The 19,298-nt window shown below is 58.5% G+C and carries 15 protein-coding genes; 9 read left to right on the top strand and 6 right to left on the bottom strand.

Going from position 1 to position 19,298, the window contains the following annotated elements:
• The first annotated feature begins 11 nt into the window (after positions 1–11).
• The 4 genes from HMPREF2651_RS09935 to HMPREF2651_RS09950 all read left to right on the top strand — a co-directional run bounded on the left by HMPREF2651_RS09935 (position 12) and on the right by HMPREF2651_RS09950 (position 6,612).
• Positions 12–1,331 carry a PH domain-containing protein gene (locus tag HMPREF2651_RS09935; RefSeq protein ID WP_070586042.1) on the top strand — a complete coding sequence of 440 codons (1,320 nt, stop codon included), beginning with the start codon at positions 12–14 and terminating at the stop codon, positions 1,329–1,331.
• A gap of 107 nt (positions 1,332–1,438) precedes the next feature.
• Positions 1,439–3,250: a maltose alpha-D-glucosyltransferase gene (gene treS / locus HMPREF2651_RS09940; RefSeq protein WP_049181310.1), complete on the top strand. Its 1,812-nt coding sequence runs from the start codon at positions 1,439–1,441 to the stop codon at positions 3,248–3,250.
• A gap of 32 nt (positions 3,251–3,282) precedes the next feature.
• Positions 3,283–4,635, top strand: coding sequence for a maltokinase N-terminal cap-like domain-containing protein (locus tag HMPREF2651_RS09945; protein ID WP_038626062.1), 1,353 nt, complete (start codon positions 3,283–3,285; stop codon positions 4,633–4,635).
• Positions 4,636–4,695: 60 nt separating this feature from the next.
• Positions 4,696–6,612 (top strand): ABC transporter ATP-binding protein, encoded by a 1,917-nt coding sequence (locus HMPREF2651_RS09950; protein WP_049181308.1) that lies wholly within the window; start codon positions 4,696–4,698, stop codon positions 6,610–6,612.
• 57 nt (positions 6,613–6,669) lie between these two features.
• On the opposite strand, the gene HMPREF2651_RS09955 is transcribed toward HMPREF2651_RS09950, so the two are convergent.
• Positions 6,670–7,629 (bottom strand): diacylglycerol kinase, encoded by a 960-nt coding sequence (locus tag HMPREF2651_RS09955; RefSeq protein ID WP_038626066.1) that lies wholly within the window; start codon positions 7,627–7,629, stop codon positions 6,670–6,672.
• A gap of 225 nt (positions 7,630–7,854) precedes the next feature.
• Here HMPREF2651_RS09955 and HMPREF2651_RS09960 point away from each other — a divergent pair, with 225 nt between their 5' ends.
• The 3 genes from HMPREF2651_RS09960 to HMPREF2651_RS09970 all read left to right on the top strand — a co-directional run bounded on the left by HMPREF2651_RS09960 (position 7,855) and on the right by HMPREF2651_RS09970 (position 13,067).
• Positions 7,855–9,549, top strand: coding sequence for an FAD-binding oxidoreductase (locus HMPREF2651_RS09960; protein WP_049181307.1), 1,695 nt, complete (start codon positions 7,855–7,857; stop codon positions 9,547–9,549).
• Between the two features lie 685 nt (positions 9,550–10,234).
• Positions 10,235–11,818, top strand: coding sequence for a glycerol-3-phosphate dehydrogenase/oxidase (locus HMPREF2651_RS09965; RefSeq protein ID WP_038626068.1), 1,584 nt, complete (start codon positions 10,235–10,237; stop codon positions 11,816–11,818).
• Positions 11,819–11,915: 97 nt separating this feature from the next.
• The gene (locus tag HMPREF2651_RS09970) at positions 11,916–13,067 is read left to right on the top strand and encodes a MalY/PatB family protein (RefSeq protein WP_038626070.1); all 1,152 of its coding nucleotides are present in this window, start codon (positions 11,916–11,918) and stop codon (positions 13,065–13,067) included.
• A gap of 8 nt (positions 13,068–13,075) precedes the next feature.
• Here HMPREF2651_RS09970 and HMPREF2651_RS09975 read toward each other — a convergent pair whose 3' ends face one another.
• The 4 genes from HMPREF2651_RS09975 to HMPREF2651_RS09995 form a co-directional block, all read right to left on the bottom strand.
• Entirely contained in the window at positions 13,076–14,434 is a 1,359-nt protein-coding gene (locus HMPREF2651_RS09975) for an acid phosphatase (protein ID WP_049181306.1), read from the bottom strand.
• Between the two features lie 280 nt (positions 14,435–14,714).
• Positions 14,715–15,581, bottom strand: coding sequence for a 3-hydroxybutyryl-CoA dehydrogenase (locus HMPREF2651_RS09985; RefSeq protein ID WP_005510660.1), 867 nt, complete (start codon positions 15,579–15,581; stop codon positions 14,715–14,717).
• Positions 15,582–15,766: 185 nt separating this feature from the next.
• On the bottom strand, positions 15,767–16,384 hold the full coding sequence (locus HMPREF2651_RS09990) for a hypothetical protein (RefSeq protein WP_038626076.1): 618 nt from the start codon (positions 16,382–16,384) through the stop codon (positions 15,767–15,769).
• On the bottom strand, positions 16,384–16,707 hold the full coding sequence (locus tag HMPREF2651_RS09995) for a putative quinol monooxygenase (RefSeq protein WP_038629105.1): 324 nt from the start codon (positions 16,705–16,707) through the stop codon (positions 16,384–16,386). The genes HMPREF2651_RS09990 and HMPREF2651_RS09995 overlap by 1 nt, the downstream gene beginning before the upstream one ends.
• A gap of 106 nt (positions 16,708–16,813) precedes the next feature.
• On the opposite strand from HMPREF2651_RS09995, the gene HMPREF2651_RS10000 reads away from it, so the two are divergent.
• Positions 16,814–17,368, top strand: coding sequence for a gamma carbonic anhydrase family protein (locus tag HMPREF2651_RS10000; RefSeq protein WP_038626077.1), 555 nt, complete (start codon positions 16,814–16,816; stop codon positions 17,366–17,368).
• Positions 17,369–17,430: 62 nt separating this feature from the next.
• Here HMPREF2651_RS10000 and HMPREF2651_RS10005 read toward each other — a convergent pair whose 3' ends face one another.
• Positions 17,431–18,138 carry an isochorismatase family protein gene (locus tag HMPREF2651_RS10005; protein ID WP_080972870.1) on the bottom strand — a complete coding sequence of 236 codons (708 nt, stop codon included), beginning with the start codon at positions 18,136–18,138 and terminating at the stop codon, positions 17,431–17,433.
• 171 nt (positions 18,139–18,309) lie between these two features.
• Here HMPREF2651_RS10005 and HMPREF2651_RS10010 point away from each other — a divergent pair, with 171 nt between their 5' ends.
• Entirely contained in the window at positions 18,310–19,296 is a 987-nt protein-coding gene (locus HMPREF2651_RS10010; protein ID WP_038626080.1) for a DUF808 domain-containing protein, read from the top strand.
• Positions 19,297–19,298 lie beyond the last annotated feature (2 nt).

Below are 19,298 nucleotides of genomic sequence, written 5' to 3' on the forward strand. Positions count from 1 at the left end.
CAATCGCTGCGGTGATTGCATTCGCAGTTGCGAATCAGTGGCAATTGGCCGTTGCTGTCGTGACTCAGCTCTACGACTGGGCATGGCTCGGCCTGCTTATCGGTACCGGTGCGGTCGCCATAATTATCGGCCTGATTGCTCTTTTCTCGTGGTTGTCCTGGAGGTATACGTTCTACGAACTTACCGACGATGAGGTTCGCTACGGCTCCGGATGGCTACTGCGTTCTCGACGCGCGGCAAGGCTCGACCGCGTGCAGGCGGTCGATATCAACCAACCATTGTTGGCGCGCATTTTCGGGCTCGCGGAAATTGTCATTGAAACAGCTGGCGGCTCCGATTCACACTTCGCAATCAAATACCTCACTCCCCCGCAGTGCGAACGGTTCCGCGCCGACGTGTTGGGTGAGGTAGAAAAGCTGGACACCGAACTGGCGCATTCGCTTTACGACGGCGACAGCCCCGCCGCTGCTCAAGCCTCCAACGCCCACATGTCCTCCCGCATGTCCGACACGAAGACCATCTTTGGCCCTGTCGATGTCGGACGGTTGGTCGCATCCGTGGCCATTGGCCCCGGTCTTTTCGTAGGCATAGCTCTTGTCCTCCTCGCCGTTGTCTCTGCGCTGTTCACCGACTTCATCGTGGAAATCCTCAGCGGAGTAACCATCACTACTCTGATTGTGATTGGCAGTTTCGCGCTCGGCCTTTTCGGAGTACTAAATCAGTCGTGGGATTTCACGCTGAAGGTGTCGTCGGAAAGCAGGCGTCTGGCAATTACCGCCGGACTGTTGTCGACACGCGCTCAAACCATTCCCATTGATCGCATTCATGGCTTCAAAGTGGTTCAACCACTGTGGTGGCGCCCGTGGAAATGGTCCCGTGCCGATGTTTCGGTGGCGGGCTATGGTCTGGACAGCACACAGTCGAACAACGCACTGGTGCCCGTGGCGCCGGCGGCGGAGACCGATACGATTGTCGATGATTTGATGACTGAGATTGCGGGACCGGCCTCTGGCGATGACCTGTTGTGCTCCTGGCAGACTCCACGCACGGCATGGTGGCTCAGCCCAATTGACTGGAAATTTCAAAAGGTGCAGGCCACGCGGCGGGGGCTGTTGGTGACCAAGGGTCGGTTCTGGCATACGCGGTTCATAGTCCCCTGGCAGCGTATTCAGGGGCATACGCTAACCATTTCTCCGCTGAAGAAAGCAGCGGGCGTGGCGAACGTGCGAATCGACATGGTGCCAGGAACTGTCACACCGGTGGCAACGGAGCTGGCGCTGGCTGATGCGTATCAACTCGCCGCGCTGATTCAGGAACACAAGGCTGTTTAAAAGGTGTTTCATGAGGTCTCCCAGGACAGCCGACTCGCGCGGTTTTGTGGGATCTCGCAGGAAAACTCCCTCTGCAGGCTAGCGGCATAGTCATTACGCTGGGATGCATGACTATCGCCAAGAAAGATTACGAGTGGTACCGCAGCGCGGTGTTCTATGAGGTGCTCGTCCGAGCCTTCTTTGACTCCGACGACAACGGCTCCGGCGACCTCAAAGGGCTGACGGAAAAGCTCGATTATCTGCAGTGGCTGGGCGTTGACTGCCTCTGGTTGCCGCCTTTCTACGACTCCCCGCTGCGCGACGGCGGTTACGATATCCGCGACTTCCGCGCCGTTCTCGACGAGTTTGGCACGGTCGAGGATTTCAAGGTGCTTCTCGACGAGGCCCATGCGCGCGGTATCCGCGTTATTACTGACCTGGTGATGAACCACACTTCCGATAGCCATGAGTGGTTCCAGCAGTCACGCACCGACCCAGACGGCCCCTACGGCGACTTTTATGTCTGGACCGATGACCCGGACACCTACTCGGGCGCACGCATTATTTTCGTGGATACCGAGGATTCCAACTGGACCTACGACCCGGTGCGTGGCCAGTACTACTGGCACCGGTTCTTCTCCCACCAGCCAGATCTGAATTACGACAATCCGGCGGTGCAGGAAGCAATGCTCGATGTGCTGCGCTTCTGGTCGGATCTCGGCATTGACGGCTTCCGCCTCGACGCTGTTCCTTATCTCTTCGAGCGCGAAGGTACTAACTGCGAGAATCTGCCCGAGACCCACGCTTTTCTGAAGCGCTGCCGCAAGGTCATGGATGAGGAATACCCGGGTCGCGTCCTGCTGGCGGAGGCCAACCAGTGGCCCTCCGATGTGGTGGAATACTTCGGCGACCCGGAGGTCGGTGGCGACGAATGCCACATGGCTTTCCACTTCCCGCTCATGCCACGCATTTTCATGGCGGTGCGCAAGCAGTCCCGCTTTCCCATCTCGGAGATCCTGGAGTCCACGCCAGAGATTCCCTCTTCGGCTCAGTGGGGTATTTTCCTGCGCAACCACGATGAGCTGACGTTGGAAATGGTCACCGATGCCGAGCGCGACTACATGTACGCCGAGTATGCGCACGATCCACGGATGAAGGCCAACATCGGCATTCGCCGTCGGCTAGCGCCATTGCTGCAAAATGACCGCACCCAACTCGAGCTTTTCAACGCCCTGTTGTTGTCCCTACCGGGTTCGCCGGTGCTCTACTACGGGGACGAAATTGGTATGGGCGACAACATATGGCTCGGCGACCGCGATGGCGTGCGCACCCCCATGCAGTGGTCGCCCGACCGCAATGCCGGGTTCTCCAAGGCTGACCCGGGTCGGCTCTACCTGCCCACTATTCAGGATGCGACCTACGGCTACCAGGCGGTCAATGTCGAAAACCAGGCGAGCTACTCCAACTCCCTGTTGAATTGGGTGCGTCGACTAATTCAGGTCCGCAAACGCTATGAGGCTTTTGGCCTCGGTGATTTCCGCGAGTTAAACAGCGACACGGCCTCTGTTCTGACTTATTTGCGCACATTCGGCGACGAAGTACTGCTGTGCGTCAACAACCTGTCCTCCTATCCCGCGGCCGTCTCACTAGATCTGTCCGAGTTCGCCGGTGCCACACCGGTAGAGCTCACGGGTTCGGTACCCTTCCCCACAATTGGCTCCGATTCCTACCAGATCACTCTTCCTGGCCACGGTTTCTACTGGTTCGAAATCCAGCTTCCGCCGGAGACAAACGCCGAATCGAGCGTCTCAATGTCCGCGCCGACAATCCCGGTTGCACAGGCGATATCGGACGCGCCGGTGACGTCATCACGCGAGCACTCTGGCACCGCCACCGATGCCAATGCCGATGCCGTCACAAACGCCGATAATAGAGAGTGATCTTTTAAGTCCCGAAAGGCGAATGAACTGAAATGACTATTCCCACCGCCGATTTCATTGCCGAAGAGCTGGCAGACACACTGGTCAGGATGCGCTTTTTCGCTGACAAGGTCTCAGACATCGACCACGTCGAGATCCTCGCGCTTGACCCCGTACTGCGCGACAATCCCAACAGTCCCGATGTCGATATCGCATTGGTGAGAGTGCACACCGCCCATTCCGCACCGACCTATCAGCTGCCCATCGCTTGGGCGCAGGACGTCCCCGAGGGCCACGAGCAGTCCCTACTGGTTCGCGCCGAGGGCATCGTCGGCTACGACGCTCTGATCGATTCGGATGCCATCACGGCACTCGGCCAGAAACTTTCCGACGAAGGCAAGCTCGGCCGCATGGAACTGCGGCGTGTGCCGGGCTCTGAGCAGCCCCGACCGGAATCCGGCCGCCCTATGGGAGTCGAACAGTCGAATACCTCGGTCATTTTCGACGACCGCGTGATGTGCAAGTTCTTCCGTCGCCTCTACCCCGGCACTAATGCCGATGTGGAGCTGCTGGCCGCACTGGCCCAGGCGGATTGCAAGTTCGTCCCTGAGCTCTACTCCTGGGTAGAGACCACTATTGGCGAGGACACCTACACCACCGCCATGCTGCAGGAATTCGCACCGAACTCGGTCGATGGCTGGGAGCTGGCTCTTGGCGCAGTCCGCGACGCCATCCGCGACAGTCAGACCCCGCTGGAAGATTTGGGCACCGACTTTACCTCCGAAGCCCGTGCGCTCGGCGAAGCAGTGGCCTCGGTGCACAGCAGCCTCGCCGCCGCTGTCGCGGTAAAGGAACGCCTGACCGGTGCGGAGTTGGTGGCTCCCCTGCGTGCTCGCCTGGACTTCGTCGCTGGTGTGGTGCCACAAATTGCGGAGGTCAAGGATAAAGCGCAGGCTATCTTCAATCGCGCAGAGGCTGCGGTACCGGAAGGTGGTGCCGTCGTCCAGCGAATCCACGGTGATCTGCACTTGGGGCAGGTATTGCGCACTCCAAGCTCATGGCGCTTGATTGACTTCGAAGGCGAGCCGTCGCGCCCGTGGGAGGAGCGCCGTCTGCCGGACCACCGCCTGCGCGATATCGCCGGCATGATTCGATCCTTCGATTATGCCGCTCACTATCCGCTGCTGACAGGACGTGAGGACACCGAGGCAGCGACCGAGCGTGTTGAGCAGTGGGCTCGCCGCAATATCGATGCCTTCCTGGAAGGCTATGGCGACAGCAGCGACCCGGTACTGTTGGAAGCGTTTGTGCTGGATAAGGCCATCTATGAGTGCCTGTACGAAGCCCAGAACCGCCCCAACTGGCTGCCACTGCCGCTTGGTGCTGTGCGCTCGCTGTTAGGATAGGGCTTTTGTCGCAGTAATTTCATAGCGGGGAGTCATCATCCCGCAAGATAGAGGTCTTTCGTGCGTCTGCTCAGCAGAATTCTATCCACTACGCGAGTGCTCTGGCCTTTCTATATCGGGGTCATCATCTGTTCGCTGGCCACCGCCGCCGCGTCGTTGATTAGCCCCTTCCTCATCCGCGATGCCACCGATGCCATCGTCGGCGCGGTGTCCAGCGATGAAGGCTTGAGCCAAGCGGCGATGTCCAACACCACTCGCACCGTGATTTGGCTGGTCATCGGACTGCTGATTGCCGATCTGACGCAAACCATCGTGCATAACATCGGTGGTTACCTGGGTGATGTGATGACCGCGCGCATGCGCGAGATTCTGTCGACCCGTTACTATGCAAAACTGCTGTCTCTGCCGCAGCGCTATTTCGACAGCCAGGTCACGGGCACAATTATCGCCCGCTTGGAACGCTCGATTACCAATATCACGCAATTTCTCCAGGCGTTTTCCAACAACTTCTTCCCGATGTTGTTGACCGTCGGTGCAGTGCTGGCCATCACTGCTTGGTACTACTGGCCGCTGGCGGTGCTGCTGATTATCGTTTTCCCGGTCTACACCCTGCTCACCGCATTGACGTCGAGACGCTGGCAAAAGGTTGAAGCCAAGAAAAACGAACAAATCGATATCGCCGGTGGCCGTTTTGCCGAGGTCATCGGCCAGGTCAAGGTTGTTCGATCCTTCACCGCGGAGCTGCGCGAGATTGCTTTCTTTGGTTCCCGTTTCCGCCGCACCATCTCCCTGACCCACGAGCAGTCAACGTGGTGGCACCGCATGGATGCCCTGCGCGGCGGCATTTTGAACGTCATCTTCGCAGGTATCTACCTGCTGCTTTTCCTTCGCACCTCGTCGGGTGAGTTCTCCATCGGCACCATGGTCATGCTCATTCAGCTGATTAATATGGCGCGCCAACCGGTGACCATGATGAGCTTCTTGGTCGACGCTGCCCAGCGCGCAGTCGCCGGTTCCCGAGACTACTTCAAGGTTATGGAACTCACCCCAGAGGCCCGCACGCAGCCGGAGCTGCTCAGTGCAGCGACCGCGAATAACGGCAACGTCGATCCCACCGCTGAAGGTTCCACCTCAGCCAACGTCGCCAGCGACAGTGCCTACCGCTCCTCCCTGGAACGCGCAGCCGAGCAGGAGGCTATAGACGCTCCCGTCGTCGACTTCGATGCAGTGGACTTCGCCTACGAAGAGGACAAGCCGGTGCTCTCCAACGTCAGCTTCCAGGCGTACTCAGGTCAAAAAATCGCCTTGGTCGGCGAATCGGGTGGCGGCAAGTCCACCATCGTCAACCTGCTGCTCGGCTTTTATGCCCCGACCGCAGGCCACTTGCGCGTTCTGGGGTCGGATGTCTCCGAGGTTTCCGGTTCCACTCTGCGCGCCGACTCTGCCGTCGTGTTCCAGGACTCCTCGCTGTTCTCCGGCACGATTCGGGAGAACATCGCCTACGGCAAACCCAACGCTACCGATGAGGAAGTCATCGCTGCGGCCAAAAAGGCCAATGCCGACGACTTCATTCGCAGCTTCGCCGACGGCTACGACACCACTATTGGTGAGCGAGGGTTGAAGCTCTCGGGTGGCCAGAAGCAGCGCATCGCTATTGCGCGCGCAATTTTGAAGGATGCTCCCCTGCTCATCCTGGACGAGGCCACTTCAGCGCTGGACACCAAGGCAGAACGCGAAGTTCAGCGTGGCTTGGACAAGCTGATGGAGGGGCGCACCACGGTTATCATCGCCCACCGCCTGTCCACGATTTCCGATGTGGACACCATCGTTACGCTGCGTGACGGTCACGTCGACGAGGTGGGCGCACCCGCCGAATTGGCACAGACTGACGGCATCTACGCCGAGCTGCTGCGCCTGACGGCCTCGGCTTCTGCGGCGGATCGTCTGCGCCTGAAGAGCTACGGAATCAAGGGGTAACGCGACGTCGTCAAGCATGCGGAAAAAGCTTGACGACGAGAACCCCCTTGCGCTCTTTTACGGACGGGGAACGATGTAGCGGCCAGCGCCTGGAACGACTTCCACCGTAACTGGCATCGGGAACATGAGGTCACCGTCAGCGTAGGCATTCATCTGGCGTGGCGGGCCAATATATTCCACGTAAGCCTTCTTAGCGCGATAGGTACTGACCTCACCGATTTTTTCAACGGTGCCGTCAAATACGGACTTGAAAGCAAGGGCGGCCTTGATCCGTCCGGCCTTGCCAATGACGGTGATGTCCATCAGGCCATCGGAGTGGTCTGCAGACGGGCAAATCTTCATACCACCGCCGTAAGAACGGGTGTTGCCGAAAGCGGCCAGCGTGATGGGATCTTCGAGAACCCGATGGTCGTCAAGCGTGATGCGAAATGGCAGGGAGTGGAAAGCCAAGAATTCGCGGACGATGGCCAGGTTGTAGCGGTTGCGGCCGTGTGGCCAGGTCATCTGATTGACGCGGTCGGAGACAATGGAGTCGAAGCCGGCACACATGATAGTGCCGAACCAGCGCCGGTCCCCTGTTGCGCTCGTAATGCGGCCGAGGTCAGTGGTTGTCCAGAAACCGTCGGCGATAACATGAGCAGCATCGCGAGCATTGCCACGCGGCAGATTGTATTCACGGCCGTGGTCGTTTCCGGTACCTGCGGGGATGATGCCGAGGGGGATGCCGGTCTGTGCCTGTTCCTGCAGCGCGAGGTTAATCATGCCGTCGCCACCGCAAACTGCCAAGGCATCGATTCGGCCGTCGGCGATGACCTCACGAATGAGCTTGCGGGCATCGTCGGGGTTAGCACCTTGTAGAGCGATGACGTCGATACCGCGATCCGCGAACACTCGACTTGCCCGAGCTGAGGCAATCTGCGAGGCGCCATGACCGGCGTGGGGGTTAGTGACCAGAGCGAGGGTACGAATCTTAGTTGTTCCCAGCGGGTAACTGAGATCTTTGTCGTTAGCGTTCATCGAAGAATTACCTACTTTTACGTGGGCTTTTGACCGGCCGAAACTGGCCTTTATGCGGTTTTGCTACCGCACCTAACTAAAGCCTACCAAGAATGATTGACATTTTTCGAGAAAACGTAACGCAATACCGCTATAATACAAAGATGTAAAGATGTGCTTCTGCACAAGTTACACATAATTCCGCAGTTCAGGCTCTCAGCACCGATGCCCAAGGAGAAGCTCAGGATGTCTAACAAGCTCACGATTCCGTACCGCATGCGCTGGTGGGGCTGGGGTGTTGACGGCAACGACAAGCCAATCACCGCGGCCAGCGAGAAGCTCCTGCAGCGCGAAATCGGCATGTCATTGGACGCAAACAACCCGCCGCGCAATATCGCCGATGTCACCATCTCCGATAGTCGCCTCAGCAACGAGGATGTCGAGGCCCTGGGGGCTATTATCGGCGCGGATGCCGTCGCCACCGACCATGACACCCGTGTCAAGCACGCGGTCGGCCGCTCCTACCCCGACCTGGTTCGCCTTCGCGCAGCCAAGCTCGATGTCGCCCCAGATGCTGTTGTACTACCGAAAACTGAAAAGCATATCGAGGACCTGTTCAAGGTCTGCGCTGAGCGCAAGATTGCAGTCGTCCCCTTCGGCGGCGGCACCTCGGTCGTCGGCGGCGTGGAGGCTATTGACGGAGGCATGGGTAAGGCCATCGCAGTGTCCATGACCGCCTTTAACAAGATCATCGACATTGACAAGGTCGCTGGCACCGTCACCGCCCAGACCGGCGTTTTCGGCCCCGACCTGGAAAAGGAGCTGTCCAAGGCCGGCTTCACCGCTGGTCACTTCCCGCAGTCCTTCGAGTACTCCACTGTCGGCGGTTGGGTTTCCTGCCGCTCCGCAGGCCAGGAATCCTCTGGTTACGGTCGCATCGACCGCAATGTGATTGGCATGCGCGTCGTCACGCCAGCCGGCACCATGGAGTTCCGCGACATGCCGTCGTCGGCATCCGGCCCAAACCCGCGTGAGCTTTTCCTGGGGTCGGAGGGCACCCTGGGCATCATCACGCATGTGACGATTGCCCTAAATCAGCGTCCGCAAAAGGAGATGCTCTTCGACACCTACTTCTTCAACTCCTTTGAGGAAGCCGCCGAAGAGCTGCGCAAGTTGGAGCAGAGCGGAAATATCCCGCACCTAGCGCGCATCTCCGACGAGAAGGAAACGCTGTTTGGCCTCACTCAGCTGGGCTCCGCCAGCATGTCCGAGAAGGTCACAAAGTACCTGAAGCTGCGTGGCATCGATACCCCGTGCATGGTGATTTTTGGCTTCGCCCAGACTGATCCGGTCGGCGCCCGCGTCACCCGTGAGCGCCTGGCCGGTCGCCTGCTGACCAAGAAGTGCGTCCGCATGGGCTCCATTCCGGGCATGGCTTGGGTTAACCACCGCTTCTCCTCGCCGTACCTGCGCGATGTCATGATGACCCGCCGCGTCGGTGTCGACACCCTGGAGACCGCCACCACCTGGGATAACGCCGCTACACTGCGCCGCGAAATCGCCTCCGCAATGGAAACCGCTGGCGAGAAGCACGGCACCCCGGTGTACGTCTTCTGCCACATCTCGCACATGTACGAATCCGGCTGCTCGCTGTACTTCACGTACTTCTTCCGCGAGACCGAGGGCGAGATTCTCCAGCAGTGGATGGACATCAAGTCCGCGGCATCAGAGGCCATAATGAAATTCGGCGGCACCATCACGCACCACCACGGCATTGGCCAGGATCACAGCCCGCAGTACTACGAGGAGAACACCGAATTGTTCGCCAAGGTCATGCGCGCAATTAAGGACGAACTCGACCCCGCTGGCATCCTCAACCCGGGCAAGTTGGCTACCGGCCCGCGCTCCTTGGAAGAGCGTTACGACGGCAACATGATCTAACCCTGTCGCCGCCAGCTTCGGCCCAACCGCTATTTGCTGCTGACCACGGCAAAACCCGGCCTGTCTAGCCGCCAGCCTCGGTTAGCGAGCTAGACTGACCAGTTCACTGGCGTAGATTTCTGGCGACGTTGGGCCGTCATAAATAAACAGTGAAACGTAATCGTCAAGGGTAAAAGATTCGAGTGCTGCGGTCATTGTCGCTGTCGCTTCTTCCTAGAATTCCAAGCGAGAATGCTCGGATGGTGGGATGGGTCGGCTCAATCGGTGCGATTTCGTCCGTGCGACCGCAAACAGCGTGGCGTTTTACATGCCTAAGCGCGTCTTTTTAGTTACGACCTGTCTGGGGCGGCACGGACTGGAGACAGCAGCAACACATCTGCAGCGATGGTGCAGTAGCGGCGAAAGCTCGGTTCATGGACTCAGAGCGGTTGGACGCTGGGTGCATAGCCATCGAGGTGTCTCCTTCCTTGTAATCCCCGGGAAATGATTCGCAACTAAGAAAGATTTCTTGAATCAATATCCGTGCCGGTCGTTGATAATGAACAACTTAGTCTATTTCTAATTGCCTTGCAATGGGTTACGCCCCGAAATAGTTCACGCTCACTACGCACTCCACAACTTCATCACGTACGCCAGATCGTTTCATCACTATTACCGTCTTCGGGAAAGTCGAGGAAGAAAGACTATGACTGCCACGCACGCTCCTCAGCGCGATCGCTCAGCTGCGGTTTTGAACAAGGCTCGTCGGCAAGCGGACTTGAATCGTCTGCGCGAAGATACCGCTAAGGGCGCGATCCCTGATCTGCTGGTCATCGGCGCCGGTATCACTGGTGTCGGCATCGCTTTAGATGCAGCATCGAGGGGTTTGAATACCGTTCTCGTCGAATCGAAGGATTTAGCTTTCGGTACCTCTCGTTGGTCGTCGAAGCTCGCCCACGGCGGCCTGCGCTACCTTGCCAGCGGCAATGTCGGTATCGCTCGCCGCTCAGCTATTGAACGTGGTGCGCTGCTCGACGTCACCGCTCCGCACCTGGTGCATAACCTGCCGCAGGTCGTACCGGTGATGGATAAGTTTGCACCGCTGACCCGAATTTTGCCACGGTTAGGCTTTTTGGCCGGTGACTTCCTGCGCATTATCGCTGGTACCTCCGCCACTACCCTGCCGCTGTCCCGCACTGTCGGTTCCCGCCGAGTCAGCCAGCTTTCGCCGACCGTACGTAAGCGCGAGGTGAGATTCGGCTACGTCAACTACGACGGTCAGCTGCGTGACGACGCACGCTTGGTCACCGCTATCGCTCGAACTGCCGCTAGCTACGGTGCAACTATTCTGACCCGGGTGCGCTGCGAGACTGCCTCTGGCACGAGCGCCACACTAATCGACGAGCTCACTGGCGATTCCTTCGAGCTGCCTGCTCACGCTGTGGTCAATGCCACTGGTGTGTGGGCAGCCGAACTGGCGACGAACATCAAGATTCGCCCATCTCGCGGCACACACCTGGTTCTCGACGCCGCGAAGCTAGGCAACCCTACCGGCTCTCTCACGGTACCGGTGCCCGGTCACACCAACCGTTTCTGTTTTGTCCTGCCCGCAGAGCACAACCGCGTCTACATCGGCCTGACAGATGAGGATGCACCGGGCTCGATCCCGGATATTCCGGAAGTACCGGAGGATGACATCGTTTTTCTGCTCGATGTCATCAACCAGGCACTCGAGGTTCCGCTCACTCGCGGCGATGTCATCGGCGCTTTCGCCGGCCTGCGTCCACTTATCGACGCCGGCGAGGCACACACCGCTGACCTCTCTCGCGAACACGCCTTGTTGGAGGCCCCGAACGGCCTGATTTCCATTACTGGTGGCAAACTCACCGAGTACCGTCTTATGGCTGAGCAAACCGTGGATAAGGTCGAAGAGAAGCTCGGTGTTTCGCTTGCCCCGTGCTCTACCCGCACGATCCCTGTGCTGGGCTCCGAGCCGGAGGAGCTCGACCGCGCTCGCACCGCTGCCGCTGCAGGCCGTATCCCGATGCCGCTGTTTAATCGCTACGGTGCCGAATCCTTCGAGGTCATCGAATCCTGTCCGCTCGACCGACCGCTCGCCCCGGTAGCGGAGGGTCTCGATGTCACCCGCGCCGAGTTCGCCTGGCATGTGACGCACGAGGGAGCTCTCAGTGTCGACGATATTCTCGATCGCCGCACACGTCTGGGGCTGGTCAAGGCTGATCGCGAAGCTGCCCTGCCAGCTGCTGAGGAGGCACTGAGGCTGACCTAGCGCTGGTCATTGCTGTGGCTGCTTCTGATGTGGCCGTAGCTACTGGATAAAACGGGGAGTCTTCGGACTTCCCGTTTTTTCTGTATACACGGAAACTATGAGTGTAAATAACGCTGTCACATTCCCCTCCCTCGATAAACTCCGCTCCCGCGGGACAGTCAAATGGACCGCATATTCCCCGGACGTGCTGCCACTGTGGGTCGCCGAATCCGATGCCACAACCTGCCCTGCGGTCAGCGCCGCAATCGACGAGGCGTGTCAGCGCGAACAGTTCGGATACCTCTCGCAAGACATCACCGCGCTTACGACCGCAACCGCGGACTTTTCCGCAGCACGCTACGGATGGCGCCCGAACCCCGACAATATCTTTGCAGTCGCCGACGTCGTCCGCGGTGTCACGCTCGCGGTTGAACGCTTCACCCGCCCCGATTCTGCAATTGTCGTCCCCACTCCTGCCTATATGCCGTTCTTCCAGGTAGGTCCCGCGCTGGGACGCGAGACAGTGTGCATTCCCACGCTTGCCGACGGCCCAGATCTCAGCGCCCTCGAACGCGCCTTCGCCGACGGTGCCGGTTGCCTAATCTTGTGTAACCCGAATAACCCTCTCGGCTTTACCTACTCCCCCGAAAAACTGCGTGAGATTACCGATTTAGCCGCTCGCTTTGGTGCACGAGTTATCTCAGACGAGATTCACGGCCCAGTAGTTCTAAATGGCACTCACACTCCAACCGCGTCGGTGTCGGATACCGCGGCGGCCGTGACTATCACAGTGACTGCTACCTCGAAGGGCTGGAATACCGCTGGCCTCAAGTGTGCGCAGATTATCTTTAACGACGAAGATGCCAAAACCTGGCTTGAGCTGCCCTTCATTGTGCGCGAAGGCGCCTCTATTCTTGGTGTCGCCGCTGCCACCGCCGCCTACCGCGATGGTGTGCCCTGGTTGGACAACTTTATCAATGTCCTGCGCACCAACCGTGAGACTCTGCGAACACGTTTGTCCACTATTGCGCCGCAGGCTCGCTTTACCCCGCCGCAGGCATCATTCTTGGCGTGGTTGGACTTGGGTGACGTGCCTGGTGTTGACAGTGATGACCCAGCTGCGTGGTTGGTTGAAAACGCCAAAATAGCACTAAACCCCGGCTTCGCATTCGGCGAAGGCGGGGCTGGGCATGTGCGGCTTAACTTTGCGACCTCCCCGGAAATCCTCAGTGAGGCCCTGGACCGTCTCGACGCGGCCCTGCGCTTGTAGTTGACGTTTTAGTTGGTGACAGTGACGCTGCCATCGGCGTTGACAACAACGTTGGCGGCCAGAGCGCGAGCCAGGTTCATGCGAACGTGCTGCCCCTCACCGTCGGTGCGGTCGAGCGGGTAACCGGATGGGATTGCAGTCTGAGCAAGGATGGAGTTGCGCTGTTCCTCAGTCAACTGCGGGAAGCGAGTCTCCAGCAACCCTGCGTAACGCTTCGGAACAACAACTGGCTCATTAGCCGGGCCAACCTGCTTGAAGTCGTAGGTCATGCGCTCGGTGTACTGCTGAACGGCAGCTGCGGTGCTCATGTACGGGGTGTCCTTGGCAACGCAGTTGGCGATGGTGTCGCCACAGCGGTACTCGAGCTCCGTACGCAGCTCATCCATTGCTTCTTCGATGAGTGGGCGGAACTCTGGGTCTGCCCAACGGTCAGCTGCGGCCTGGTTGCCCATCATGCGGCCGCCCATGACGTCCAGAGGGTAGTGGACGCCCATGACAAGGCGAGAATGACCGGCCTCGGCCGCACGCGCCTGAATCTGTGGCGCAACCTCCGGCAACATTAGGGCCAGCAGGGTTGAAGTCCATGCAGCCTTGTTGGTGTGACCCGACGGGTAGGACGGCGTGGTCGAGTACGGGTCATCCTGGCCTTCGCGGTAGTAGCGCTCGATGCGCTCCGGCGCCACCACAAACGGGCGATCGTAGCCGTAGACGTACTTCTCGAAGAAGGTCGAGCTGACCAGACCGCCGCCGCGAGCAAGGTTGCCGGACAGCAGGGCCTTCACCTTCGGCAGCCGATCCTCATCGTAGGCATCACGGAAGTGCTGACCCAGGCTTGCACCGAAAGCAGTGGAAATATTGGCCAGTGGGTCTAGGTAGTCGTCATCAAGAGCGAGTTCCTGTGCCTGCGGGTCATTCTTGGCAGCGTTGTTAATGCGGACGACCGTTTCGAGGTTCTGGTCCATGACCTCTGGGTGGCTCTTCTCCAGCTCCACGAAAGGATGCACAACGTAGAAGTAGAACCAGTTATCGGTGGCGGCATCCGATGGGTAAGCGCGCGCAATCTGGTCCGGGCGGTACGAGGTTGGCTTCGGCGCATTCGGGTCGGTGTTTTCCCCGGAAGATGATGGCAGCGAAATGGAATCCGGGACCTCCAAGCCACCGCCGGGCAGCTTAATTCCCTCTGGAGCGGCCACATTAGCTGGGAGATCAGAAACAGAGTCCAGGCGGTTGCCCAGCTCGGCCAACGGGTTGACCGGAGCTGCCACGGCCGTTGCCGGCGTAAGCCCCATTACAACTGCCACTGCTGCGGTAGCAGCGCCGACGCGAGTACGAGTTGCAATGCGCTTGTGCGGCTTCAAAGAAGACACTGAAACATTCCTTTCCAGATTGCTGCGTGGGAGGCACCAGTTGTGAAGTGCTCTATAAGCCAAGGTCTGACAAAATCTTCACTTATGTTAAGCGCACTGTGAGGTTTCGGCTCGTTGAAAAGAAACAAGTTTTCAAGATGCTAGCGCCAATCGTGGGAACTTTCCCCCTCAGACGCCGGGTTTTCACTGATAAATGCATAAAAGAAACCGGTTGGCGGGATAAACGCCCGTCAACCGGTAAGAATTCAATACTCGCCCCAAACGGGGCTAAAAGCGTGGACTACTTGGAGTAGTCGTAGAAGCCACGTCCGGACTTGCGGCCGAAGTGACCCGCCTCAACCATGCGCTTGAGCAGCGGAGGTGCCGCGTAAGTCGGCTCCTTGTACTCATCGAACATGGCATCGGCAATGAACTTGATGGTGTCCAGACCAACCATGTCAGCCAGAGTCAGCGGACCCATCGGGTGCGCACAGCCATTGACCATGCCGGCATCGATGTCCTCTGCGGTAGCGATGCCGTCCTGCAGCATGCGGATAGCGCCGAGGATGTACGGAACCAGCAGAGCGTTAACAATGAAGCCCGAGCGGTCCTTAGCGCGAATGACGGTCTTGCCCAGCGCCTCGGAAGCGTACTCGTACGCACGCTCCGACTGAACATCACCGGTCGTCAGAGTAACGACATGCTCTACCAGAGGCAGAACCGGAACCGGGTTGAAGAAGTGCAGGCCCATGACACGCTCCGGGCGCTTGGTGGCTGCAGCAATGGACTGAATTGGTAGCGAGGAGGTGTTGGAAGCCAGGATGGCATCGTCCGACTCAACAATCTCATCGAGCTGCGAGAAGACGCTGGCCTTTACTTCCGGGTTCTCCACGATGGCCTCGATGACCAGTTCACGGTCAGCGAAGTCTTCCAGCTTGGTGGTGAAGCTAATACGCCCCAGAATCTCGTCACGTGCAGACTGCTCTAGCTTGCCACGGGAAACGGCCTTATCCAGCGACTTTTCAATACGGGCGCGACCGGACTCAAGGAACTCTTCCTTGGCCTCCCAGACCTTGACATCGCTACCGGCCTTCGCACAGACCTCAATAATTCCGGAGCCCATCTGACCGGCGCCGACGATACCTACTCGCGAGATGCTATTTGCCATTGGCGTATTTTCCTACCTTCTACTCTGGGCTATTAGTCAGCATTGTGCTTCATCCGAGTGCGCATTCGCTTGACGACGATCACAGCGCACTGGCTTTATTTACACGCTACTCACTTCCCCGGTTCCCCGGGCACGCTTTGCAGGACTTTTTACTTGAATTTCCCCCCACGAGGTTTGGGCAGCGGCTAGTACTGCATACGTTTTTCCAGCGCCTGCTGAATATCTTCCAGCTGCTGCTGAGAAGAGCGTGCCAATTCTTGCAGGTCGTTTCCGCCATGCTTTTCCAGTTCTTCCCACTGGCCGAGCATCTTATCCAGGCTGCCTTCCATCAACGTCAGATAAGCCATATCTGCGTGTGGCCCCTCCTCGTTTTCGAGGCGAGTCATGGTGGCGGTGTCGAGCTTGGTCTCAGACGGATCGACATCGACGCCGAGAGTCTTGACTAGCTGCGATTCCTCTTCAGCAAAGATTGGCTCCGCCTGCTGCGCAATCTTTCGGGTCTCTTCCGAGACCGTTTCCTTCGCAATTAGCGCCTGCGATGCTTTCTTCAGCGCCGCAGTATCCGCCGCCAGCTGAGCCAAGTTATCCCGAATAGCGGCGGTGGAGGCAACAGCACTCGGCGCCTGGCTTGACTGATGTTGGCTGCCTTCCAAAGCTGCCTCATCGCTGTCCCCACAGGCACTGAGACCAACGACGAGAGCAGAGGCCAGCACAGCAGAGCCAATACGCAGGCCGCGTCCAATCAGAGAATAGGTGTCGCTGCTGGAAGCGGCTGCGCCATCGCGAATGGTGTCTGAGGACATTAGTCGACCTGCAGCTCGCCCATGCGATCCCAGTCCTGCTTATCTGGCAGTACCTGCGAGACAATCTTCGGGGTCTCAGCGAGCAGCGGCTTCATCGCCTCCAGCCCCTTGGCGAAGTGCTCGGAATTGACGTGGGCTTCACCAGCGTCATCATCGAATGCCTCGACGAGAATGTACTGGTTGGGGTCTTCTACGCTGCGGGACCATTCAAACCACTTGTTGCCAGCCTCTGCGCGGGTGGCAGCGGTGAACTCGGCGACGTGGTCCATCCATTCGTCGGCAAACTCCGGCTTAACTTGGTAATTCACAACGATAAAAATCATGTCGCCCACTGTAGGCGCGTCCAAGCAGAATTGCACCCTTCGAAGAATAGAGTTTCGCTAAGAATTTTTCTTACGCTGACCTCAGGTGACAGTTATATTGGTTTGTATGATGAACACTCCGCTCATTCTCACCTACCAAGATAAGACCCCACGTATTCATTCCAGCGCCTGGATTGCGCCCGGCGCGGTCATTATCGGTGATGTCGAAATCGGTGCGGATAGCTCCGTGTTCTACGGTTCTGTTCTCCGAGGTGACGTCGCACCGATTCGCATTGGCCAGCGCACCAATATTCAAGACAACTCCACGGTCCATGTCGACCGAGGCGTGCCCACAATTCTCGGCGATGATGTCACCGTCGGACACATGGCTTTGGTCCACGGCACCACGGTTGAAGATGGTTGCCTCATCGGCATGAAGTCCACCCTGCTTTCACGTTCCCATATCGGCGCTGGCAGCCTCATTGCCGCAGGTGCCGTGGTATTAGAAGATCAGGTCATCGACCCCAGATCACTGGCTGCAGGCGTTCCCGCCAAGGTGCGTCGTCAACTCTCGGCTGAGGAAGCAGAGGGCTTCATCGCCCATGCAGGGCGTTATGTGGAAACAGCGTCCAACCACCGCCACCTCCGCGAGGTCGACCTGGATATGGTGACTTTTAACTAGGTGGCTGCCGAGGCACCTAGCTGAGCGGCTAGGCGGATAGTTTGACGGTTAACGTAGCAGCACTACACCACAGTCGCGCCCGCCGCGGCCAATTCCGCTAGTGCAGCCTTGCCGCGCTCCGGGTCCACCGCCGCGACCTGATTGCTCAAAACGCGGACGGAAAAACCCTCCTTGAGACCATCCAGCACAGTGGCGCGGACGCAGTGGTCAGTCGCAACACCCACCACATCGATTTCTTCGATGTCAGAGGCGCGGAGAGCGTCGGCAAGCGAAACGTCAGCCTCCGTTGTTCCCTCGAAACCGGAGTAGGCGGCGGCGTACTCCCCTTTCGTAACATCGATGCGCACAGCAGCGGGGTTGAGCTGCTCAAAAAACGCAATAGCGCGCTGCATGCCGGGGTGAATTTCCGCACCCGGGGTACCTGCGACACAGTGTTTCGGCCAGGTATCGACGAAATCCGGGGTTTCAGAGAAGTGAGTGCCTGGGGCGATGTGATTGTCACGGGTGGTCGCAAGAACCGAGTACTTGTTCGCTGTGCCCGCGACATGCAGATAGGTAGCGGTGTACGCTGCCTCAGCACCGTCGACGGCAAGTGCGCCGCCGGCGGAAAAATCATTCTGAGCGTCGACGACTACCAGTGCCATGCGGGGACGCGCCGGGCGTTGTTGTTCCTCGGAGCCGGCATCGTTGCTGGTATCTGACTCGTTGTCCGCGTTATCGGCGTTGCCCGCGTTGACCTGTCGGTAGATTTCGGAGAAGGAAGCGTTCATGGCCTATATCTTGCCACGTGCTCACATTCAGAGGAGCACGCTAACTATCGACAAGACTTCAACAAGCTACCGACAACAAAGAGTCAATCCGGTGTAGCGGTTAGAATCGTTTCGATAATCCTTTGATACGACGTCGGCTCTTAGTCGCGTCCTCCAATGCGGGAGGTTTTTATGGCAGGCGGACTTGTCGCGCTGCTTGACGACGTTGCCACGATTGCACGGGCTGCAGCGGCAACAACAGACGATATTGCGGCTGCGGCCGGCAAAGCTAGCGCTAAAGCCGCCGGTGTTGTGGTTGACGACGCTGCGGTGACGCCTAAATTCGTCGATGGTGTCTCGCCGAAACGCGAGCTGCCGATTATTTGGCGTATCACCAAGGGCTCCTTGGTAAATAAAATTGTCATTATTCTGCCGATTGCGCTGCTGCTCAGTCAGTTTCTGCCTTGGGCGCTGACGCCGATTTTGATGCTCGGTGGCTCATACCTGTGCTTTGAGGGCATGGAAAAGGTCTGGGAGAAGATTAAGCACCGGATCTCTCCCGATCAGACTGAGCAGGAACGGATGGAGGCGGCGACCAACCGCACACCGCAGAATGAAGATTCGCTGGTGAAGTCTGCAATTTTCACCGACTTAATTCTCTCTGCGGAAATCATGGTGATTTCTCTCAATGAGGTCGCTGATCAGCCGCTGCTCAACCGCGCGCTGATTCTTATCGTGGTGGCACTCATCATCACGCTTGCGGTCTACGGCGTGGTGGGCTTCTTGGTCAAGATTGATGACATTGGCCTGCACCTGCAGTCCAAGGAGTCAGCCGGTATCAGCAAGTTTGGTGCGGCGCTGGTCAAAGCCATGCCAATCGTTCTGAACACGATCGGCATTATCGGCACGTTTGCCATGTTGTGGGTCGGTGGCCACATCATGGTGGTCGGTCTCGACGAGCTGGGCTGGCACCTCCCCTACCAGCTAGTCCACAACCTTGAGCAGCTGTTTACCGGCGGCTTCCTCGGCTGGTTGGCCAACACCACCGGCTCACTGATTTTCGGCACCATCTGGGGTGCAATCATTGTGGCGATTGTCGCCGTGCTGCCATTCGACCACGGCAAGCACGACAAGTCTGACCAGGAAAATGCAGCGAAGGCCTCTGCCAAGGAAAGCTGACG

The organism is Corynebacterium sp. HMSC063A05, assembly GCF_001809695.1.
Classification (GTDB): Bacteria; Actinomycetota; Actinomycetes; order Mycobacteriales; family Mycobacteriaceae; genus Corynebacterium; species Corynebacterium amycolatum.

Bases quoted from the DNA above. Each gene is read 5' to 3' on its own strand.
- treS (WP_049181310.1), top strand. From the start codon at position 1,439: ATGACTATCGCCAAGAAAGATTACGAGTGGTACCGCAGCGCGGTGTTC.
- HMPREF2651_RS09945 (WP_038626062.1), top strand. From the start codon at position 3,283: ATGACTATTCCCACCGCCGATTTCATTGCCGAAGAGCTGGCAGACACA.
- HMPREF2651_RS09955 (WP_038626066.1), bottom strand. From the start codon at position 7,629: ATGAACGCTAACGACAAAGATCTCAGTTACCCGCTGGGAACAACTAAG.
- HMPREF2651_RS09960 (WP_049181307.1), top strand. From the start codon at position 7,855: ATGTCTAACAAGCTCACGATTCCGTACCGCATGCGCTGGTGGGGCTGG.
- HMPREF2651_RS09965 (WP_038626068.1), top strand. From the start codon at position 10,235: ATGACTGCCACGCACGCTCCTCAGCGCGATCGCTCAGCTGCGGTTTTG.
- HMPREF2651_RS09970 (WP_038626070.1), top strand. From the start codon at position 11,916: ATGAGTGTAAATAACGCTGTCACATTCCCCTCCCTCGATAAACTCCGC.
- HMPREF2651_RS09985 (WP_005510660.1), bottom strand. From the start codon at position 15,581: ATGGCAAATAGCATCTCGCGAGTAGGTATCGTCGGCGCCGGTCAGATG.
- HMPREF2651_RS09990 (WP_038626076.1), bottom strand. From the start codon at position 16,384: ATGTCCTCAGACACCATTCGCGATGGCGCAGCCGCTTCCAGCAGCGAC.
- HMPREF2651_RS09995 (WP_038629105.1), bottom strand. From the start codon at position 16,707: ATGATTTTTATCGTTGTGAATTACCAAGTTAAGCCGGAGTTTGCCGAC.
- HMPREF2651_RS10000 (WP_038626077.1), top strand. From the start codon at position 16,814: ATGATGAACACTCCGCTCATTCTCACCTACCAAGATAAGACCCCACGT.
- HMPREF2651_RS10005 (WP_080972870.1), bottom strand. From the start codon at position 18,138: ATGAACGCTTCCTTCTCCGAAATCTACCGACAGGTCAACGCGGGCAAC.
- HMPREF2651_RS10010 (WP_038626080.1), top strand. From the start codon at position 18,310: ATGGCAGGCGGACTTGTCGCGCTGCTTGACGACGTTGCCACGATTGCA.